Source organism: Escherichia sp. TW09308, assembly GCF_000208565.1.
Lineage (GTDB): Bacteria > Pseudomonadota > Gammaproteobacteria > Enterobacterales > Enterobacteriaceae > Escherichia > Escherichia marmotae.
The window spans coordinates 4,649,235-4,669,144 of the sequence record NZ_AEME01000001.1; the positions used below are offsets into that span (position 1 = coordinate 4,649,235).

The 19,910-nt window shown below is 51.0% G+C and carries 14 protein-coding genes; 10 read left to right on the forward strand and 4 right to left on the reverse strand.

The features are described from left to right. Nucleotides 1-33 precede the first annotated feature (33 nt). The 3 genes from ESM_RS0122700 to ESM_RS0122710 are packed head-to-tail and all read left to right on the forward strand — an operon-like array spanning nt 34 to nt 2,442. Nucleotides 34-1,548, forward strand: coding sequence for a PstS family phosphate ABC transporter substrate-binding protein (locus ESM_RS0122700; RefSeq protein ID WP_001179157.1), 1,515 nt, complete (start codon nt 34-36; stop codon nt 1,546-1,548). Between the two features lie 21 nt (nt 1,549-1,569). Beyond that, a complete protein-coding gene (locus tag ESM_RS0122705) occupies nt 1,570-1,974 on the forward strand; it encodes a hypothetical protein (protein ID WP_000367278.1) in 405 nt (134 codons plus the stop codon). 3 nt (nt 1,975-1,977) lie between these two features. Then, complete coding sequence (locus ESM_RS0122710; protein ID WP_010381141.1) at nt 1,978-2,442, forward strand: hypothetical protein; 465 nt, start codon at nt 1,978-1,980, stop codon at nt 2,440-2,442. A gap of 337 nt (nt 2,443-2,779) precedes the next feature. Here ESM_RS0122710 and glpD read toward each other — a convergent pair whose 3' ends face one another. Then, nucleotides 2,780-4,285 carry a glycerol-3-phosphate dehydrogenase gene (gene glpD, locus ESM_RS0122715; RefSeq protein ID WP_000448167.1) on the reverse strand — a complete coding sequence of 502 codons (1,506 nt, stop codon included), beginning with the start codon at nt 4,283-4,285 and terminating at the stop codon, nt 2,780-2,782. A gap of 189 nt (nt 4,286-4,474) precedes the next feature. Here glpD and glpE point away from each other — a divergent pair, with 189 nt between their 5' ends. Genes glpE through ESM_RS0122730 form a run of 3 tightly spaced genes read left to right on the forward strand, consistent with a single transcriptional unit; the run spans nt 4,475 to nt 6,451 of the window. Next, complete coding sequence (gene glpE / locus ESM_RS0122720) at nt 4,475-4,801, forward strand: thiosulfate sulfurtransferase GlpE (RefSeq protein ID WP_000434520.1); 327 nt, start codon at nt 4,475-4,477, stop codon at nt 4,799-4,801. A 44-nt stretch (nt 4,802-4,845) separates the two neighbouring features. Continuing rightward, complete coding sequence (glpG, locus tag ESM_RS0122725; RefSeq protein WP_000928736.1) at nt 4,846-5,676, forward strand: rhomboid family intramembrane serine protease GlpG; 831 nt, start codon at nt 4,846-4,848, stop codon at nt 5,674-5,676. 16 nt (nt 5,677-5,692) lie between these two features. Beyond that, on the forward strand, nt 5,693-6,451 hold the full coding sequence (locus ESM_RS0122730; protein ID WP_000815101.1) for a DeoR/GlpR family transcriptional regulator: 759 nt from the start codon (nt 5,693-5,695) through the stop codon (nt 6,449-6,451). Here ESM_RS0122730 and rtcR read toward each other — a convergent pair. Next, entirely contained in the window at nt 6,433-8,031 is a 1,599-nt protein-coding gene (rtcR, locus tag ESM_RS0122735) for a DNA-binding transcriptional regulator RtcR (RefSeq protein ID WP_001232910.1), read from the reverse strand. The genes ESM_RS0122730 and rtcR overlap by 19 nt on opposite strands. A gap of 188 nt (nt 8,032-8,219) precedes the next feature. Here rtcR and rtcB point away from each other — a divergent pair, with 188 nt between their 5' ends. Both rtcB and rtcA read left to right on the forward strand, forming a co-directional pair. Continuing rightward, nucleotides 8,220-9,446: an RNA-splicing ligase RtcB gene (rtcB, locus tag ESM_RS0122740; protein WP_001105513.1), complete on the forward strand. Its 1,227-nt coding sequence runs from the start codon at nt 8,220-8,222 to the stop codon at nt 9,444-9,446. A 3-nt stretch (nt 9,447-9,449) separates the two neighbouring features. After that, nucleotides 9,450-10,466, forward strand: coding sequence for an RNA 3'-terminal phosphate cyclase (rtcA, locus tag ESM_RS0122745; protein WP_010381148.1), 1,017 nt, complete (start codon nt 9,450-9,452; stop codon nt 10,464-10,466). Nucleotides 10,467-10,508: 42 nt separating this feature from the next. Here the strand turns inward: rtcA and malT are convergent, their stop codons facing one another. Next, nucleotides 10,509-13,214, reverse strand: a complete 2,706-nt coding sequence (malT, locus tag ESM_RS0122750; RefSeq protein ID WP_000907051.1) for an HTH-type transcriptional regulator MalT — start codon at nt 13,212-13,214, stop codon at nt 10,509-10,511. Nucleotides 13,215-13,837: 623 nt separating this feature from the next. Between malT and malP the strand changes: the two genes are divergently transcribed. Continuing rightward, nucleotides 13,838-16,231, forward strand: a complete 2,394-nt coding sequence (gene malP, locus ESM_RS0122755) for a maltodextrin phosphorylase (protein WP_000081932.1) — start codon at nt 13,838-13,840, stop codon at nt 16,229-16,231. Between the two features lie 9 nt (nt 16,232-16,240). Beyond that, a complete protein-coding gene (gene malQ, locus ESM_RS0122760; RefSeq protein WP_000444296.1) occupies nt 16,241-18,325 on the forward strand; it encodes a 4-alpha-glucanotransferase in 2,085 nt (694 codons plus the stop codon). A 101-nt stretch (nt 18,326-18,426) separates the two neighbouring features. Here the strand turns inward: malQ and gntT are convergent, their stop codons facing one another. Further along, nucleotides 18,427-19,743: a gluconate transporter gene (gene gntT / locus ESM_RS0122765; RefSeq protein WP_001131743.1), complete on the reverse strand. Its 1,317-nt coding sequence runs from the start codon at nt 19,741-19,743 to the stop codon at nt 18,427-18,429. Between the last annotated feature and the right edge of the window lie 167 nt (nt 19,744-19,910).

Below are 19,910 nucleotides of genomic sequence, written 5' to 3' on the forward strand. Positions count from 1 at the left end.
AAATAAAGCGCAGTAACAGCAAGGATGAATAATATGCAAAACGGAAAATGGATTTTGACCTCGCTGGTAATGACTTTTTTCGGCATCCCCATACTGACGCAATTTTTGGCAGCGGTTGTTGCCATGCTGGGGAGCGGGCTTACCGCCATTCTTGAGGTTTGCAATTTACTCTTCACGCCAACAATTTACCTTCTGCTTAACATTTTTATGTTGGCGCTGGGCGCGATAATGCTATTTTTCTCGGGGCGAGTATGGGCGGGCGATAGCGCTCCAGAAAAAAGAGAAATAGCCGCCTGGCGACAATGCTTTTTTCTGTTACCGGCACTATTAATCCTGATTGGCTGGATAATCACGCTACATCTGGCAGATTATCAATTTCGCCAGATGGGAGCAGATTGGTTGGCAAACCTTATGCTTCCCTGGCTGGGCGTTTTGTTAGTCTCATTAGTTGGTGGTGAGTACTGGTGGATAGTCATAATTCCCGTTGGGGCGCATATCAGTTTTTCGCTGGGATACGCCTGGCCAACCAGACATTCTTTAACCGGCACATCCGGGCTACGTTGCCGTAATTCTCTCCTGTTTATCCTTCTCATGCTTGGTTTTGTCGCTGGTTATCAGGCTTATTTATATAAACAGCTCAATCCCGGCGTTGGTGTACGCGAAAATATTGATACCTGGGCCTGGCAACCCGATAAACTCAATAATCAATTGACGCCACTGCGTGGTAAACCGCAAATTCAGTTCACGCAAAACTGGCCGCGACTCGATGGCGCTACGGCAGCGTACCCAATTTATGCCTCTGCATTTTATGCGTTAAGCGTAATACCGGAAGATTTACACACCCGGGAATATTTGGCGAACTCTCGCACGCCGGAGGCGTATAACAAAATCGTTAAGGGAGACGCTGATATTATTTTTGTGGCTCAACCTTCCGGTGGACAGAAAAAACGTGCAGAGGAATCAGGTGTTACTTTGATGTACACACCTTTTGCTCGCGAAGCATTTGTTTTCATCGTCAATGCGGATAACCCGGTTAATTCCCTGACTGAACAACAAGTGCGTGACATCTTCAGTGGCGCAATTACCAACTGGCGCACGGTTGGCGGTAATGATCAGGAGATCCAGACCTGGCAACGCCCGGAAGACTCGGGTAGTCAGACGGTGATGCAATCACAGGTCATGAAAAATATCCGCATGATCTCTCCGCAGGAAACAGAAGTAGCAAGTGTGATGGAAGGAATGATTAAAGTCGTTGCCGAATACCGTAATACAAACAACGCAATTGGTTACACCTTCCGCTATTACGCCACGCAAATGAATGCTGATAAGAATATAAAATTATTAGCGATTAACGGCATTGCGCCGACTGCGGAAAACATTCGCAACGGCAAATATCCGTACATCGTCGATGCGTTCATGGTGACGCGGGAAAATACAACGTCAGAAACACAAAAACTGGTGGAGTGGTTTTTAACGCCACAAGGGCAGAGCCTGGTAGAAGATGTTGGTTATGTGCCGCTGTATAAAACGTTATCAGATATTAAATAATAAAGTAAACAGGGGGCAGATATGGATATGAAGATTTTATTACCTATCAGCAGTTGCTTACTCTTTCTTCCTGAGAGTAATGCTGCGCACCAGAGTATTTCACCGCCTTTCCTGCATTACACATTAGTTTGTGAAAGAGAGCAAATTAACCCCGGAATTAATTTGTCTGAGTATTATTCAGAAAATGAATTTGACTTGTACCAATATTATGCTTTTCGTTGCCCGGATATAGAGAATCAAGTCAGAGGACCATCAGTTTCTGTTTTATTGAGAGTGAGCGTGAAAAGTCCGTTTGAGGACAGGTTAAATATTTCAACATCATATGCAGTTTACCCTGATTATAATATCGATAAATCAATTGACTGGAGTGACGATGGCAACAGGGAGAAATCAACGCTAAACGACTCTGTTAATGTTACTCAATAAAATATGAAACAAAAAATAGAAAAAGCTTTAACGGTTTTGCTTATGATTTACGCCGGATCCGCAGTTGCCGAAGGCAAAGTGAACGATTTATGCCACATAGGTAATCGTGTAGATAAACTAGAGATTATAAATTATCCGCAGGGATACACTTCGCCAGTTTCAATTGATGAGGGACGGCTGAATGAAATTTATAAATACAAGGTTGAAATCACTGAGCTTGATGATAAAGAAAGTAAAAAAATTGTTGAGCTATTACAGATGGATTATGCTGAACAAGAGGAAAATGTTACTAATCTGAGGTGGCGCGTGAATATCACTTCATATCAAAATAAAAAATGTGATATCTATTTTGATGGTTTTGGTTTATGTGGAAAAATTAACGGTGAGAATGTCTGCTTCAGGCATAATGAAATGATACGATGGATAGAGTCCCATATTTCTGTGTTTCTACATAGCGTTAATGAATGAGCGTTATGAAATAATGGATTTATCAACAAACCCCTGACATTCTCAATAGCCTTGCACAGTTTTTTATTGCACGGATTTTGAATAGATATCATCTAGAGGATAGGTTTATCCTGACAGTTTAAACTGTCCGTTAATAATAAAGGACAACCAAATGGAATTAGTGCGCTTTGTTCATGCCGGATGCGGCGTGAACGCCTTATCCGGCCTACAAAACCATGCAAATTCAATATATTGCATAAACCACGTAGGCCTGATAAGCGTAGCGCATCAGGCCGCTTTTGCGTTTGTCATCAGTCTCAGGTCAGATTGAAATCTGACCTGGCCTGCTTACGTTAAATCATGACGCTAGCGATAACCTCTGCTGCGTATACTCCACCAGCCACTGACTCACACGAGACTGTTGTTCCGCATTCAGCCACATGCCTTGTTTTGTGCGACGCCACAGGGCATCGTCGGCGCGGCGGACCCATTCGTGGTCAACCAGATATTTAAGCTCCGCTTCGTAAAACTCATGACCGAAATCTTCCCCGAGATCGTTTATCGCCTCCGCATTGCCGAGCAGCAGTTCGCTGTTGCTGCCGTAAGTACGTGCGTAATGACGTGCCAGCGATTCAGTCAGGAACGGATAGCGGCGGCGCAGGCGGGCTGCGTAGTCGTCGCGGTCGCCTTCGATGGCTCCACCAGGTAATACGCTCTCTTTCGTCCACGCCGGGCCAATACCCTGATAATACGGCGTCAGTTTTTCCAGCGCGTGTTCCGCCAGTTTACGATAGGTCGTCAGCTTGCCGCCAAATACCGACAGCAGCGGTGCTTTGCCGTTTTCATCATGGATATCGAGCGTGTAATCACGAGTGATTGCCTGCGGTGAGTCGGATTCATCATCACACAGCGGACGCACGCCGGAGTAAGTCCAGACGATATCGTCACGGCTTAACTGTTTTTTAAAGTGCGCGTTATACACCTTCAGCAGGTAATTTATTTCGCTCTCTTCAATCTTCACTGCTTTCGGATCGCCTTTGTATTCCACATCGGTGGTGCCGATGATAGAAAACTCATCCATCCACGGGATCACGAACACAATACGTTTATCTTCGTTTTGCAGAATGTACGCTTGTTTCTGGGTATGCACACGCGGCACCACAATATGGCTGCCTTTGATCAGGCGAATGCCATAAGGTGAAGGCAGATGCATTCCTTCGTCGAAGAACTGTTTCACCCACGGACCGGTGGCGTTAACCAGGCCGCGAGCCTGCCATGTATATTTTTTGCCGGTATCGATATCTTCCGCTTCCACAATCCACAAACCGTTTTCGCGGCGGGCAGACGTGGCACGAGTACGGGTAAGCACTTCACCGCCTTTACGCACGACCATCTGGGCGTTGGCTAATACCAGACGGGCGTCGTCGACCCAACAGTCGGAATATTCGAATCCGCGCTTAATTTCCGGTTTTAACACTGAATTTGCGCCAAAACGCAAACCGGTTGATCCCGGCAGGCTGGTGCGTTTACCCAAATGATCGTACATAAACAGGCCAATGCGGATCATCCACGCCGGGCGTAGATGCGGACGATGCGGCAGGCGAAAACGCATTGGGAAAGCGATATGCGGGGCCATTTTCAGCAACACTTCACGTTCTGCCAGCGCCTCGCTGACCAGACGGAATTCATAGTGTTCAAGGTAACGCAGGCCACCGTGAATGAGTTTTGAACTGGCGGAAGATGTCGCACAAGCGAGATCCTGCGCTTCCAGCATTAGCACGGATAAACCGCGTCCAGCGGCGTCTGCCGCGATACCAGCACCATTGATGCCGCCACCTATCACAATCAGATCTTTGGTTTCCATGCTGCCCTCATTCACTTTCGTTAAAGCTCATAAATGTTCGTTATCGAACATAATAGCAAACAAACGCGCTTTGAGTAACATTGAAAAAACATTTTAGAGTGATATGCATAACATTATGGCGTTTATCTGCCGCTCCGACGTAAACTGTGCGATAAATTTGCCCACTTGTTTGTAAAGAAAGAGAGACGCATGGAGCAGTTCGAATGTATTAACGTTGCCGACGCGCACCAGAAGTTGCAGGAAAAAGAGGCGGTGCTGGTCGATATTCGCGATCCACAAAGTTTCGCAATGGGGCATGCGGCGCAGGCTTTCCATCTAACCAATGACACGCTGGGTGCGTTCATGCGCGAAAATGACTTCGATACCCCGGTAATGGTGATGTGTTACCACGGTAATAGCAGCAAAGGCGCGGCGCAGTATCTGCTGCAACAGGGTTATGATGTGGTTTACAGTATCGATGGTGGCTTTGAAGCCTGGCAGCGTCAGTTTCCCGCAGAGGTGGCTTACGGCGCGTAACGCTTTATACTGTCCCCTTTTGTGTGGAATAAGCGACAGCAACGATGTTGATGATTACCTCTTTTGCTAACCCCCGCGTGGCGCAGGCATTTGTTGATTACATGGCGACACAGGGCGTTATCCTCACGATTCAACAACATAACCAAAGCGATGTCTGGCTGGCGGATGAATCCCAGGCCGAACGCGTGCGGGCAGAGCTGGCGCGTTTTCTCGAAAACCCGGTAGATCCGCGTTATCTCGCCGCCAGTTGGCAGTCAGGTCATACCGGTAGTGGCCTGCACTATCGCCGTTTTCCTTTCTTTGCCACTTTGCGTGAACGTGCAGGCCCGGTCACCTGGGTAGTGATGATTGCCTGCGTGCTGGTGTTTATCGCCATGCAAATTCTTGGCGATCAGGAAGTGATGTTATGGCTGGCCTGGCCATTCGATCCGACGCTGAAATTTGAGTTCTGGCGCTACTTCACGCATGCGTTAATGCACTTCTCGCTGATGCATATCCTCTTTAACCTGCTCTGGTGGTGGTATCTCGGTGGCGCAGTGGAAAAACGCCTCGGTAGCGGTAAGCTGATAGTCATTACTCTCATCAGCGCCCTGCTAAGCGGCTATGTGCAGCAAAAGTTCAGTGGGCCGTGGTTTGGCGGGCTTTCTGGTGTGGTTTATGCACTGATGGGCTACGTCTGGCTACGCGGCGAGCGCGATCCACAAAGCGGTATTTACCTGCAACGTGGGTTAATCATCTTTGCGCTGATCTGGATTGTTGCCGGATGGTTTGATTTGTTTGGGATGTCGATGGCGAATGGAGCACACATCGCCGGGTTAGCCGTGGGTTTAGCGATGGCTTTTGTTGATTCGCTCAATGCGCGAAAACGAAAATAATTCCAGGGATTTATAAATGAAACAAACACAACGACACAACGGTATTATCGAACTGGTTAAGCAGCAGGGCTATGTCAGCACCGAAGAGCTGGTAGAGCATTTTTCCGTCAGCCCGCAGACTATTCGCCGTGACCTCAATGAACTGGCGGAACAGAACCTGATCCTGCGCCATCATGGCGGCGCGGCGCTGCCTTCCAGTTCGGTTAACACGCCGTGGCACGATCGCAAAGCTACCCAGACCGAAGAAAAAGAGCGTATCGCCCGTAAAGTGGCCGAGCAGATCCCCAACGGTTCGACGCTGTTTATTGATATCGGCACCACGCCGGAAGCGGTGGCGCACGCGCTGCTCAATCACAGCAATTTGCGCATTGTCACCAACAATCTCAATGTCGCTAATACGCTGATGGTGAAAGAAGATTTCCGCATTATTCTCGCCGGTGGTGAATTGCGTAGCCGCGATGGCGGGATCATTGGCGAAGCGACGCTGGATTTTATCTCTCAGTTCCGCCTCGATTTCGGCATTCTTGGGATCAGCGGCATTGACAGCGACGGCTCGTTACTGGAGTTCGATTACCATGAAGTTCGCACCAAACGCGCCATTATTGAGAACTCGCGCCACGTTATGCTGGTTGTCGATCACTCAAAATTTGGCCGTAATGCGATGGTAAACATGGGCAGCATCAGCATGGTCGATGCCGTTTACACCGACACCATGCCGCCTGCGGGGGTGATGCAGGTGCTGACGGACCATCATATTCAACTGGAACTGTGCTGAGTCAGTACCGATTCCCACGTCAGACCAAAACGCGCCAGGTATTTGCGTAGCCGATCCGCGTCATTAACGCTGGCTCTGCCCTGGCGCGAAACGTCAAAAAGTTCACGTCCGGCGGCGGAAAGCGATTTTGCCTGGCGACAAATGGCAATCACGTTTTCCAGTTGCATTCGGTCGAAGAGATCGATGTTCTCCACCTCTGCGCCCAGCAACGTCGTAAGTGCCGAAGGGCGACTCTCCTGCCAGTTATAGCGCAGACGGCGAATCTCATCTTCCACAGCTTCCAGAGTGATGCGTCCGCTATTGGCAAACGTCGCCATACGCGTAACACTGGCAGAAAGTTCGCGAAAATTACCGCGCCATGTTGCCTGGGGGGATGTCGCAAAAGCCAGCCATGCGCGCCGCGCTTCGGTGTTAAAACGCACGCTATCGCCGGTGAGTGAGGCGTGGCGCTCCACTTCATAATCCAGGTTAGGCTCAATATCCTCCTGACGCTGGCGTAGTCCTGGCAGAGTGAAGGTCCAGAGATTTATCCGCGCATACAGGTCTTCACGAAATCTCCCTTCAGCGACCAACTGGCGCAAATCGCGCACCGTTCCGGCGATAAGCTGAAAATCGCTACTCACCTGGCGATCGCTGCCAAACGGATAAAAAGTTTTCTCTTCAATGGCTTTCAGCAACATGGCTTGTTCATCTGCGCCCAGTTCGCCAATTTCATCAAGAAACAACATGCCGCCGTTGGCGCTGCGTAATAACCCTTCCCGCGCGTCTCTCGCGCCGGTGAACGCACCTTTCACATGACCAAACAGCGCCGACATGGCGGTATCACCGCGTAGCGTGGCGCAGTTCACTTCAACAAACGCGCCGCTAAACTGATGCCGTGCCTGTTTTAATTCGAAGATGCGTCGTGCCAGAAACGACTTGCCCGCGCCGGTCGGGCCATTAAGCAGGATTGGCGCGCGGGATTTAATCGCTACTTTTTCGATCTGTTCAATCATGCGGTTGAAGTGTGGGTTACGCGTGGCGATGCCCGACTTAAGAAAATCGAGCGTTTGCTGGCGTTCTTCGGCAAAGCGGCTGGCGATAGCGTTATAACGGCTTAAATCGAGATCGATAATCGTCACTGCGCCTGCGCTATCCGGCTGTTCTTTCTTACGCGGCGGGGAAGTTTGCGCCAGTCGGGCGGGCAGGTAACGCGCTTCTGCCAGCAAAAACCAGCAAATTTGCGCTACGTGGGTGCCAGTGGTGATGTGAATTAAATAGTCTTCTTTATCAGGTTGAAAAGCGTAACCACGGGCGAAATCATGCAGGCAGGCGTAGACCTCTTCGAAATCCCACGGATTATGGAGTTCCACTTCTACACCTACAACCTGCGTTTCTGGTGAAATGCTGGCGATATCGCGTTTAAGCGTTTCAAACAGCGAGCGTGAGCGGGCGTCGTGTAATAATTCCAGTCGATCAATCACCAATGATTCTTGCTGGCATAAACAGAGTGTCGGCCGCCATTTCGACCAGCGTTGGCTACCGCGCCCGGCATAATCCAGTACGGTTCCGACAAAACCAAAAGCCACTGTTTTACGCATCTTAGATATCCTTATAAAAGACGATATTTCATTATCGGTTAAGTGGCTTTATAGAAAATCTCCGTATACGGACTTTGTACTTTTAATTAAATAAAAACAATTAATTATAGATTTAATCTGCTGATTTAATTTTCTGGCACGACGGTTGCAATTATCAGGACAGCAAACAACGAAACGAGAAAAAGAAAATGAATTACGAATTACTGACCACTGAAAATGCCCCGGTAAAAATGTGGACCAAAGGCGTGCCGGTAGAAGACGATGCGCGCCAGCAACTGATAAATACGGCGAAGATGCCGTTTATTTTCAAGCATATTGCGGTGATGCCCGATGTGCACCTGGGGAAAGGTTCCACCATTGGTAGCGTGATCCCGACCAAAGGGGCGATTATTCCGGCGGCGGTGGGCGTGGATATCGGCTGTGGAATGAACGCACTGCGTACCGCGTTAACGGCGGCAGACTTGCCTGAAAACCTGGCGGAGCTGCGTCAGGCAATTGAAACTGCCGTGCCACACGGGCGTACTACCGGGCGTTGTAAACGTGATAAAGGTGCATGGGAAAATCCGCCTGTTAACGTCGATGCTAAATGGGCCGAGTTGGAAGCCGGTTATCAATGGTTAACGCAAAAATACTCGCGTTTCCTGAATACCAATAACTATAAACACCTGGGAACGCTGGGAACGGGTAACCACTTTATTGAAATCTGCCTTGATGAGGCGGATCGGGTGTGGATTATGCTGCACTCCGGTTCACGCGGAATTGGTAACGCCATCGGAACTTACTTTATCGACCTGGCGCAAAAAGAGATGCAGGAACAGCTTGAAACGTTGCCGTCACGTGATCTCGCGTACTTCCTTGAAGGAACGGAATATTTTGACGATTACCTGAAAGCAGTAGACTGGGCGCAGCTTTTTGCCAGCCTCAACCGTGATGCGATGATGGAAAACGTGGTATCGGCGTTGCAGAGCATTACGCATAAAACGGTGAGACAGCCGCAAACGCTGGCAATGGAAGAGATCAACTGCCACCACAACTATGTGCAAAAAGAGCTGCACTTTGGCGAAGAGATCTATGTGACGCGGAAAGGCGCGGTGTCTGCGCGTGCCGGGCAGTACGGAATTATTCCTGGGTCGATGGGGGCGAAAAGCTTTATCGTGCGTGGGCTGGGAAATGAAGAGTCTTTCTGCTCATGCAGCCACGGTGCAGGTCGCGTGATGAGCCGTACCAAAGCGAAAAAACTGTTTAGTGTGGAAGATCAGATCCGTGCTACAGCGCATGTGGAATGCCGTAAAGATGCCGAGGTGATCGACGAAATCCCAATGGCGTATAAGGACATTGATGCAGTAATGGCAGCACAAAGCGATCTGGTGGAAGTCGTCTACACCCTGCGTCAGGTGGTGTGCGTAAAAGGATAAATGATGAAAAGGATGATTGCGCTGGATGGTGCACAGGGCGAAGGCGGCGGGCAGATCCTGCGCTCGGCGTTAAGTCTGTCGATGATAACCGGTAAGCCGTTTACCATCACAGGCATTCGTGCCGGACGGGCGAAACCGGGGCTGTTGCGCCAGCATCTGACCGCGGTAAAGGCGGCGACGGAAATTTGCGGAGCTATAGTAGACGGCGCGGAACTGGGTTCGCAGCGCCTGGTCTTCCGGCCCGGTAATGTGCGTGGCGGCGATTATCGCTTTGCTATCGGCAGTGCCGGAAGCTGCATGCTGGTGCTACAAACGGTGCTGCCTGCGCTGTGGTTTGCCGATGGACCTTCTCGCGTAGAAGTCAGCGGTGGCACCGAAAACCCGTCGGCGCCGCCCGCGGGTTTTATCTGCCGCGTGCTGGAACCTCTGCTGGCACAAATGGGGATTCATCAGCAAACCACGCTGTTACGCCACGGTTTTTACCCTGCCGGAGGCGGTGTGGTGGTAGCGGAAGTCACGCCCGTGGCATCACTAAACGCGTTACAACTGGGCGAGCGGGGCACCGTTATGCGATTACGCGGCGAAGTATTATTAGCTGGTGTGCCGCGGCATGTCGGAGAACGTGAACTCGTTGCGCTGGCAGCCAGTTTTTCGCTGTATGAGCAGAATATCCATCTCTTGCCGCGTGAGCAGGGACCGGGAAATACCGTCTCGCTAGAAGTGGAAAGCGAAAATATTACCGAACGCTTTTTTGCCGTCGGTGAAAAGCGCGTCAGTGCCGAAGTGGTAGCAGCGCAGTTGGTTAAAGAAGTGAAACGTTACCTGGTAAGTCCGGCGGCAGTAGGTGAATATCTCGCAGATCAACTGGTGTTGCCCATGGCGTTGGCGGGTGCGGGGGCGTTTACGGTCGCGCATCCCTCATGCCATCTGCTGACCAATATCGCGGTGGTGGAACGGTTCTTACCTGTGCGGTTTACTCTGACTGAAACAGACGATGTAACGCGAGTTAGCGTTGAATAATGCAGGGATGTAAGTCGGAGCAGGAATGTTATCTGACCAAACTTACACCCCATATCCCATCATCTTCAGCAGTTTCTGTGCGTGCTGTACCGCAGCCTGACGGTGGGCAACGCCGAGTTTCTGATACAGATTGCGGATATGCGTTTTGATGGTGGTCGCTGCCACTTCCAGTTCGCCCGCAATTTGTTCATTGCTGTAACCGGAGTAAATCAGCCCCAGCACCTGCCATTCGCGTTGGGTCAGCGGGCTGGTACGGATAAGTTCCGGCACTTCCGGGTGATTTAGCAGACGTTCGACAAAGGTCTCGTCAAAGTGAGCGAACTTATGCCGGTGATGTTGGTTTATTTCCCGCAAAATACGCTGCGCGCGGTGCTGTTCCAGTTCCGGCAGCGTATTGAGTTGAATCAGTTGGCGTAACTGCTGCGCCATGGCTTCGCCTTCGATGACAAAGTGACTGATAAATCCTGTGCGATTCGCCAGTTTTAATGCGTCCAGCAATACGCGCTGGGCGTCACTTTTCCGCCCTGCCTGCCAGTACAACTGATTGAGTAAAAGCAGGTTGCGGTTCAGATCGCTCATCAACCGCAGACTGCGGGCGTTTTCGTTCAGTTCTTCGAGGACTATTTCCGCCGGTTCAAACTCTCCCAGCAAGATTTGTGCGCGGGCAATATTGCGCCATTGACCCTGCAGGAAGTGGTTATTGGCAAACTCCGGCTTCGCAGTGTGGCGCAGCCAGTTGGCGGCAGCCGCTTTATCGCCGGTCATCTGCCAGTAAATCACGCGAACTTTGTTGGCGTTAGAGATCCAGTCGCTGTGATATTTGCCATTCCCCAGCAGGTTTTCCAGGCGGTTAAGTTGGCTACGGGCGTTATCCAGATCGCCACGAGCCAGCGAACATTGAATTAACATTGCCAGACACTGGAGCTGTTGCTGTGGCTGATAAGACGATAAGACTTCAATTCCACTACGCGCCGAGGCTTCGGCTTCATCCAGCCGTGCCCATGCCCATAACAGTTGCGCGCGGATACGTACTAAAAATTCATGCATTGGCAACTGTTCCAGATGCTGTTCGTTAATCAACTGGAACGCTTTTTCCTGCGTTTCCCACGCAGTTTGCAGGAATCCTTGAGCAAACAGAATTTCGCTTTGCTGAATCAGACTCCACAAGGCGTAGTGCCAGACATCGTGCTGACGCGCCATCTGCTCAGTTTGTTGCATTAATGCCAGCGAGCGGGTCAGCTCACCTTTACAGTGCAACACTTCGCCAAGCACAGAGGTCGCAACAATGCGGCTATAGAACCAACCCGGAGGCAGATCTTCCAGAGCCAGTTTTGCCAGTCGTTCGGCTTCTTCCGGATTACCGTCGTTAATGGCCACCTGGGCGCGCAGGGCGTTGAACTCTGCATGCATGGTGCCTTCTCTGATGTCCTGGAGCTCGTGTTCGGCTCGCGCCAGCAGGGTGTTCACTTCGCCGTAGCGATGTTGGCTTTGCATCAACCAGGCCTGCAATAACACCAACTGTGGATTTTCCAGCAGACTGTCCCACGGCAGGGCTTTGAGTGACTCTTCCAGCAGCGACAGTTCACTATGGTTGAACAGGCTCCAGGCGTGATTAAGCAAAATATCGCGCAACATCAAAGCATCGCCTGCCGCCAGCGCATGATGAATAGCTTCGCTGGGAAAGCCTTGTGCCATCCAGCTTTCTGCGGCGGCACGGTGGATTTCTGGCAGCTCCGCCGCCAGCTCCCACTGGCAGCGTTGACGCAGGAAGTTACCAAACAGCGGGTGATAGCAGAACCATTCGCCAGTATCATCCATCCGTTGCAAAAACAGCCCCTGGCGCTCAATTTCTTCAAGACGCATTTGCCCGTTTTCTTCGCCGGTCACGCGGGTGATTAGCGCATCATTCATTGAGCGCAAAATGGCGCTTTTTAGCAGGAAATGGCGTGTCGCCAGATCAACGTTATCTAGCACTTCATCGACCAGATAATCAGAAAGATGGCTGGCATTGATGCCCGCCAGACGGCGCGCTGATTTATGGGCCGAGTGGGTATTTTGCCGCGCAGAGAGCGCGATTAGCTGCAACGCCGTCGCCCAACCGGACACATCATCGCAAATCCGACCGCTTTCGGTCGCTTCAATCGGTGATGACAGACGACAATCAAAAAACTGCTTGGCTTCCTGATGGGTAAACGCCAGTTGCTGGCTGCCAATTTCTAATAGTTGTTCACGTACGCGCAGATTGGCAATGCCCAATTGCGGAAGATTGCGTGACAGCACCACCAGGGTGAGATTTTCTGGTTGATGGCGAATGAAGAAGCGCATGGATTCGTGGATAACCGGATTGGTGATCAGATGGTAATCGTCAATCACCAGGAAAAGTGGGCTATGCCATTCCGCCAGCTCAATGAAAAGCTGGGCAAACAGTGACGTCAGGCTGGCATACTGCCGTTTTTGCGTCATTGTTTCACTGATGACGCAGTGCCCGCTGGTTGCCTGTTGCACGGCGGCAATCAGATAGCTGGCGAAACGTTCTTGCTGGTTATCGCCGTCATCAAGCGAGTACCAGCCCAAATCGTTTTTTCCTGCCGCCCATTGGGATATGAGTGTTGTCTTTCCGTAACCCGCAGGACTTGTGATCAGCACCAGCCTGAAGTTGTTCGCGCCGGAAAGTTTAGCCAGCAGGCGCTCACGAACCACAGTATGGTCGAGTCGAACCGGACGACTTAATTTTGACGGAATCAGCATAGTTAATCACTTCACTGTGGAAATTGAGGAAATATTATTTTTTTTGCGCTTCGTAATTAATAGTTATAAGTTCGGCCAGAAACCTGTGCAATGCAAGCGATGACAATTTTTTATGTGTCTGAATTTGCACTCTGTCACAATTCCAAACGTTTATTAATGCCTCATCTTAAAACAACGCAAATGCAGTGTGGATATTGGATTTTAGGGTGTTTTCCCTTAATCCAAAAGGTTCATTAAAGCAATGAAACCTCCTTAATTCCTGATGAAAGGTCTCTCTGGAAAGATGATCTTAATAAATCTATTAAGAATGAGATGCCCTTTGATGGATATTTCATTGTTGAAACTATTTCGCCGCTTTACTTAATTTATAGAGTTACTTTCCGCTTTTTGATAATACGCAACGGCCATTTCTGACTGTTAATAACAGGTTTTCTGCGCTCTCTGGCACTGAGCTGATACTTTTGCAGTTGATTGCACTACCTTTAAGTGGGCGCGATCACATTTTCTTGCTCATCCCCGTCACTCCTCCCCGCCTAATCCCCCGTAGGATGAGGAAGGTCAACATGGAGCCTGGCAAACTAACGATAACGTTGTGTTTAATATCTAAGAAAACTGGAACTCCTATGTCACAACCCATTTTTAATGAAAAGCAATTTCAGGAAGCCCTGTCACGCCAGTGGCAGCGTTATGGTTTAACTTCAGCGGCTGAGATGACCCCTCACCAATGGTGGCTGGCTGTGAGTGAAGCGTTGGCGGAAATGCTGCGGGCCCAGCCTTTTGCCAAACCGGCGGCGAATCAGCGTCATGTTAACTACATCTCAATGGAGTTTTTGATTGGTCGTCTGACAGGCAACAATCTGTTAAACCTCGGCTGGTATCAGGCTGTTCAGGATTCATTGAAGTCTTATGACATCAACCTGACAGACCTGCTGGAAGAAGAGATCGACCCGGCGTTGGGGAACGGTGGCCTGGGGCGTCTGGCTGCGTGTTTCCTCGACTCAATGGCAACCGTTGGGCAGTCAGCTACTGGCTATGGTCTTAACTACCAGTATGGCCTGTTCCGTCAGTCCTTTGTCGGTGGCAAACAGTCTGAAGCGCCAGACGACTGGCATCGTGGCAACTATCCGTGGTTTAGCCATAACGAAGCGCTGGATGTGCAGGTGGGCATTGGCGGCAAAGTGACGAAAGATGGACGCTGGGAACCGGAATTTACCATTACCGGGCAAGCGTGGGATCTTCCGGTGTTGGGCTACCGTAACGGCGTAGCACAGCCGCTACGTTTGTGGCAGGCGACTCATGCTCATCCGTTCAATCTTACCAAATTTAATGACGGTGATTTCCTGCGTGCTGAACAACAGGGCATCAACGCGGAAAAACTGACTAAAGTTCTCTATCCAAACGACAACCATACCGCCGGTAAAAAATTGCGCCTGATGCAGCAATACTTCCAGTGCGCCTGTTCGATTGCTGACATTCTTCGTCGCCATCATCTGGCGGGGCGTAAACTGCACGAGCTGGCGGATTACGAAGTCATTCAACTTAACGACACACACCCGACTATTGCCATTCCTGAACTGCTGCGTGTGCTGATAGATGAGCACCAAATGAGCTGGGATGACGCCTGGGCAATCACCAGTAAAACCTTCGCTTATACCAACCATACCCTGATGCCAGAAGCACTGGAATGCTGGGATGAGAAGCTGATTAAAGCGCTGTTGCCACGCCATATGCAGGTAATCAACGAAATCAATAACCGCTTTAAGAAGCTGGTGGAACAAACCTGGCCGGGCGACAAGGCGGTATGGGCGAAACTGGCGGTGGTACATGACAAACAAGTTCGTATGGCCAATATGTGTGTGGTTAGCGGCTTTGCGGTGAATGGCGTGGCGGCGCTGCACTCGGATCTGGTGGTGAAAGATTTGTTCCCGGAATACCACCAGTTGTGGCCGAACAAATTCCATAACGTCACTAATGGTATTACTCCGCGTCGCTGGATCAAACAGTGCAACCCGGCACTGGCGGCGCTGCTGGATAAATCGCTGAAAAAAGAGTGGGCTAACGATCTCGATCAGTTGATTAATCTGGAAAAATTCGCTGATGACGCGAAATTCCGCCAGCAATATCGCGAAATCAAACAGGCGAATAAAGTTCGTCTGGCAGAGTTTGTAAAAGCGCGTACTGGTATTGAAATCAACCCGCAGGCAATTTTCGACGTCCAAATTAAACGTCTGCACGAGTACAAACGGCAACACCTGAATCTGCTGCATATTCTGGCGTTGTACAAAGAGATTCGCGAAAACCCGCAAGCTGACCGCGTACCGCGCGTGTTCCTGTTCGGGGCGAAAGCCGCGCCGGGCTACTATCTGGCGAAGAACATTATTTTTGCGATCAATAAAGTGGCTGAAGTGATCAACAACGATCCAAAAGTGGGTGACAAGCTGAAAGTGGTGTTCCTGCCGGATTACTGTGTCTCGGCGGCGGAAATGCTGATCCCGGCGGCGGATATCTCTGAGCAGATCTCGACTGCTGGGAAAGAGGCTTCTGGCACGGGCAATATGAAACTGGCTCTTAATGGTGCGCTCACTGTCGGTACGCTGGATGGCGCAAATGTCGAAATTGCTGAAAAAGTCGGTGAAGAAAATATCTTTATCTTCGGTCATACCGTGGAGCAGGTTAAGGCATTGAAAGCGAAGGGCTACGATCCGCTCAAATGGCGTAAGAAAGACAAGCAGCTCGATGCAGTATTGAAAGAGCTGGAAAGCGGTAAATACAGCGACGGCGATAAACATGCGTTTGACCAGATGCTGCACAGTATCGGTAAGCAGGGCGGCGATCCATATCTGGTGATGGCGGATTTCGCAGCCTATGTAGAGGCACAAAAGCAGGTGGATGTGCTGTACCGCGACCAGGAAGCCTGGACACGCGCGGCGATCCTCAATACCGCCCGCTGCGGTATGTTTAGCTCGGATCGCTCTATTCGCGATTATCAGGCTCGTATCTGGCAGGCAAAACGCTAAGGAAGCTCGATGGAAAGCAAACGTCTGGATAATGCCGCGCTGGCGGCGGGGATCAGCCCCAATTACATCAATGCCCACGGTAAACCGCAGTCGATTGGCGCCGAAACCAAACGGCGTTTGCTTGACGCGATGCATCGGAGTACCGCCACGAAAGTGGCGGTAACGCCAGTACCCAACGTCATGGTGTATACCTTCGGTAAAAAAATGCCAATGGCGGTGGAGGGCAGCGGCGAATTTAGCTGGCTGCTGACTACCGAAGAAGGAACACAGTACAAAGGCCACGTGAGTGGTGGCAAAGCCTTCAATCTTCCGGCGAAGCTGCCGGAAGGTTATCACACGCTGACGCTTACCCAGGACGAACAGCGCGCCCATTGTCGGGTGATTGTCGCACCGAAACGCTGCTACGAACCGCAGGCATTGTTGAATAAACAAAAACTGTGGGGCGCTTGCGTTCAGCTTTATACCCTGCGATCGGAAAAAAACTGGGGCATCGGTGATTTTGGCGATCTCAAAGCCATGTTGGTGGATGTGGCGAAACGCGGCGGGTCGTTCATTGGCCTGAACCCGATTCATGCGCTCTATCCGGCAAACCCGGAAAGTGCCAGCCCGTATAGCCCGTCTTCTCGCCGCTGGCTGAACGTGATTTATATTGATGTTAACGCCGTTGAAGATTTCCATCTTAGCGAGGAGGCGCAGGCCTGGTGGCACATGCCGACTACGCAACAGGCGCTGCAACAGGCGCGGGATACTGACTGGGTCGATTACTCTACCGTCACCGCACTGAAAATGACCGCACTGCGGATGGCGTGGAAAGTATTCGCACAACGTGATGATGGACAAATGGTAGCGTTTCGCCAGTTTGTTGCTGAACAGGGCGACAGCCTGTTCTGGCAGGCGGCGTTTGATGCGCTACATGCACAACAAGTAAAAGAAGACGAAATGCGCTGGGGCTGGCCAGCATGGCCCGAGATGTATCAGAACGTAGACTCGCCAGAAGTGCGTCAGTTCTGTGAAGAACATCGTGATGACGTCGATTTTTATCTCTGGCTGCAGTGGCTGGCCTACAGCCAGTTTGCCGCCTGCTGGGAGATAAGCCAGGGCTATGAAATGCCGATTGGCTTGTATCGTGACCTGGCGGTTGGCGTAGCGGAAGGTGGGGCAGAAACCTGGTGTGACCGTGAGTTGTATTGCCTGAAAGCATCGGTTGGCGCACCGCCAGATATCCTTGGCCCGTTAGGGCAAAACTGGGGTTTGCCGCCGATGGACCCGCATATCATCACCGCGCGCGCCTATGAACCGTTTATCGAACTGCTGCGCGCGAACATGCAAAACTGCGGCGCATTGCGAATTGACCATGTGATGTCGATGCTGCGTTTGTGGTGGATACCGTATGGCGAAACGGCGGATCAGGGAGCGTATGTTCACTATCCGGTGGATGATCTGCTCGCTATTCTGGCGCTGGAAAGCAAACGCCATCGCTGCATGGTGATTGGCGAAGATCTCGGCACTGTACCGGTAGAGATTGTCGGTAAGCTGCGCAGTAGCGGGGTTTACTCCTACAAAGTGCTCTATTTCGAAAGTGACCATGAGAAGACGTTCCGCGCACCGAAAGCGTATCCGGAACAGTCGATGGCAGTAGCAGCAACGCACGACCTGCCAACGCTGCGTGGTTACTGGGAGAGCGGGGATTTAACGCTGGGCAAAACGCTGGGGCTGTACCCGGATGAAGTAGTGCTGCGCGGTTTGTATCAGGATCGCGAGCTGGCGAAGCAAGGGCTACTGGATGCGCTGCATAAATATGGTTGTCTGCCAAAACGTGCCGGACATAAGGCATCGCTGATGTCGATGACGCCGATGCTTAATCGTGGTTTGCAGCGGTACATTGCCGACAGTAACAGCGCTCTGTTAGGGCTACAGCCGGAAGACTGGCTGGATATGGCGGAACCGGTGAATATTCCTGGCACCAGTTACCAGTACAAAAACTGGCGGCGCAAGCTGTCTACAACCCTTGAGACGATGTTTTCCGATGATGGCGTGAACAAGTTACTGAAGGATTTGGACAGACGGCGCAGGGCGGCAGGGAAGAAGACGTAGAGTGCGGTTAATGCCGGATGCGACGCTTGATGCGTCTTATCCGGCCTACTCATTAGAGCAGCCGGATAAGACATTCACGCCATATCCGGCAGTCAGTGTTATCAAATCACCATATTCAGCAGCAGGCAGCCTACCAGACCGCACACCGAGATAATGGTTTCCAGCATCGACCAGGACTTGATGGTCTCACCGATAGTCAGGTTAAAGTACTCTTTGAACAGCCAGAAGCCCGGATCGTTCACGTGAGAGAAAATCACACTACCGGAACCAACTGCGATAACCATCAACTCTGGGCTGACGCCAGTTGTTGCAATCAGCGGCGCAGCGATACCGCCCGCAGTAATTGCCGCAACGGTTGCGGAACCCAGCGCGATACGCAGTACGGCGGCAATAGACCAGGCCATCAGCAGCGGGGAAATATTGGTTTCGTGCATCATGGAGGCGATATATTTGTCCACGCCACTGTCTACCAACACCTGCTTGAACGCACCGCCACCACCGATGATTAGCAGCATCATGGCGATGATTTTGATCGAAGAAACCAGCGTGTCGTTAATTTGATCCATTGAGCGACCACGGTTCAGACCAAAGGTGAACATCGCGATTAGTACGGCAATCAGCGTTGCCATTACCGGGTCACCTAAGAACTCTGCTACCGGCAGGAAAGCGTGACCTTTCGGCAGGATCATTTCAGCGATGGCTCGCATTGCCATCAGTACAACCGGAACCAGAGAAGTCCAGACGCTGACGCCAAAGCTCGGCATCTCTTCTTCACTAAAGGTTTTCGCGCTGTACAGGCCTTCCGGGATCGGCTTATCAATGCCTTTCAGCACGCGAGCGTAAACCGGACCCGCGAGAATAACGGTCGGGATTGCCAGAATAGTACCGTACAGCAGGGTTTTACCCATATCGGCATTGAAAATGGTTGCAATCGCAGTCGGGCCAGGATGCGGTGGCAGGAAGCCGTGGGTTACGGAAAGCGCAGCGGCCATCGGTACACCAACATACAGCAGCGGGATATTTGCAGCAGCGGCGATGGTAAACACCAGCGGCAGCATCAGTACGAAGCCCACTTCATAGAACAGGGCAAAACCGACGGTAAAACCGGTCAGTACCACTGCCCACTGAATGTGCTTTTTACCAAATTTGGCGATCAGCGTGGTGGCGATACGTTGTGCGCCGCCGCAGTCTGCCAGCATTTTGCCCAGCATTGCGCCAAAACCCATGATCAGGGCAAGGCTACCGAGCGTTCCGCCGACACCGGCTTTGATAGAGCCAATAACTTTATCCAGCGGCATCCCTTGCATTAATCCAACAGCAAGCGCCACCAGGACGAGAGCGATGAAGCCGTTCATTTTGAAGCGGATCATCAGGAGTAATAACAAGATTACACCGATAGCAACAATGACTAATGGCATGATTTACCTGGCCTTTAATTTGTTATGGGTAACGTCAGGTTTCTGACGACAAATCCTGGTTGTCCCAACTGGGAACAGAGATATAACGGCACCACGGCTGATGACTCCTAAAACGAATTAGTGTCGTCAAATGTTATGAGTGTGTTTGGTGCCCATGAGAATGATAC

Excerpts from the sequence above, each read along its gene's own strand:
- ESM_RS0122730 (WP_000815101.1), top strand. The coding sequence starts at position 5,693 with ATGAAACAAACACAACGACACAACGGTATTATCGAACTGGTTAAGCAG.
- rtcR (WP_001232910.1), bottom strand. The coding sequence starts at position 8,031 with ATGCGTAAAACAGTGGCTTTTGGTTTTGTCGGAACCGTACTGGATTAT.
- malT (WP_000907051.1), bottom strand. The coding sequence starts at position 13,214 with ATGCTGATTCCGTCAAAATTAAGTCGTCCGGTTCGACTCGACCATACT.
- ESM_RS0122705 (WP_000367278.1), top strand. The coding sequence starts at position 1,570 with ATGGATATGAAGATTTTATTACCTATCAGCAGTTGCTTACTCTTTCTT.
- rtcB (WP_001105513.1), top strand. The coding sequence starts at position 8,220 with ATGAATTACGAATTACTGACCACTGAAAATGCCCCGGTAAAAATGTGG.
- glpD (WP_000448167.1), bottom strand. The coding sequence starts at position 4,285 with ATGGAAACCAAAGATCTGATTGTGATAGGTGGCGGCATCAATGGTGCT.
- gntT (WP_001131743.1), bottom strand. The coding sequence starts at position 19,743 with ATGCCATTAGTCATTGTTGCTATCGGTGTAATCTTGTTATTACTCCTG.
- ESM_RS0122710 (WP_010381141.1), top strand. The coding sequence starts at position 1,978 with ATGAAACAAAAAATAGAAAAAGCTTTAACGGTTTTGCTTATGATTTAC.
- rtcA (WP_010381148.1), top strand. The coding sequence starts at position 9,450 with ATGAAAAGGATGATTGCGCTGGATGGTGCACAGGGCGAAGGCGGCGGG.
- malP (WP_000081932.1), top strand. The coding sequence starts at position 13,838 with ATGTCACAACCCATTTTTAATGAAAAGCAATTTCAGGAAGCCCTGTCA.
- glpG (WP_000928736.1), top strand. The coding sequence starts at position 4,846 with ATGTTGATGATTACCTCTTTTGCTAACCCCCGCGTGGCGCAGGCATTT.
- ESM_RS0122700 (WP_001179157.1), top strand. The coding sequence starts at position 34 with ATGCAAAACGGAAAATGGATTTTGACCTCGCTGGTAATGACTTTTTTC.
- malQ (WP_000444296.1), top strand. The coding sequence starts at position 16,241 with ATGGAAAGCAAACGTCTGGATAATGCCGCGCTGGCGGCGGGGATCAGC.
- glpE (WP_000434520.1), top strand. The coding sequence starts at position 4,475 with ATGGAGCAGTTCGAATGTATTAACGTTGCCGACGCGCACCAGAAGTTG.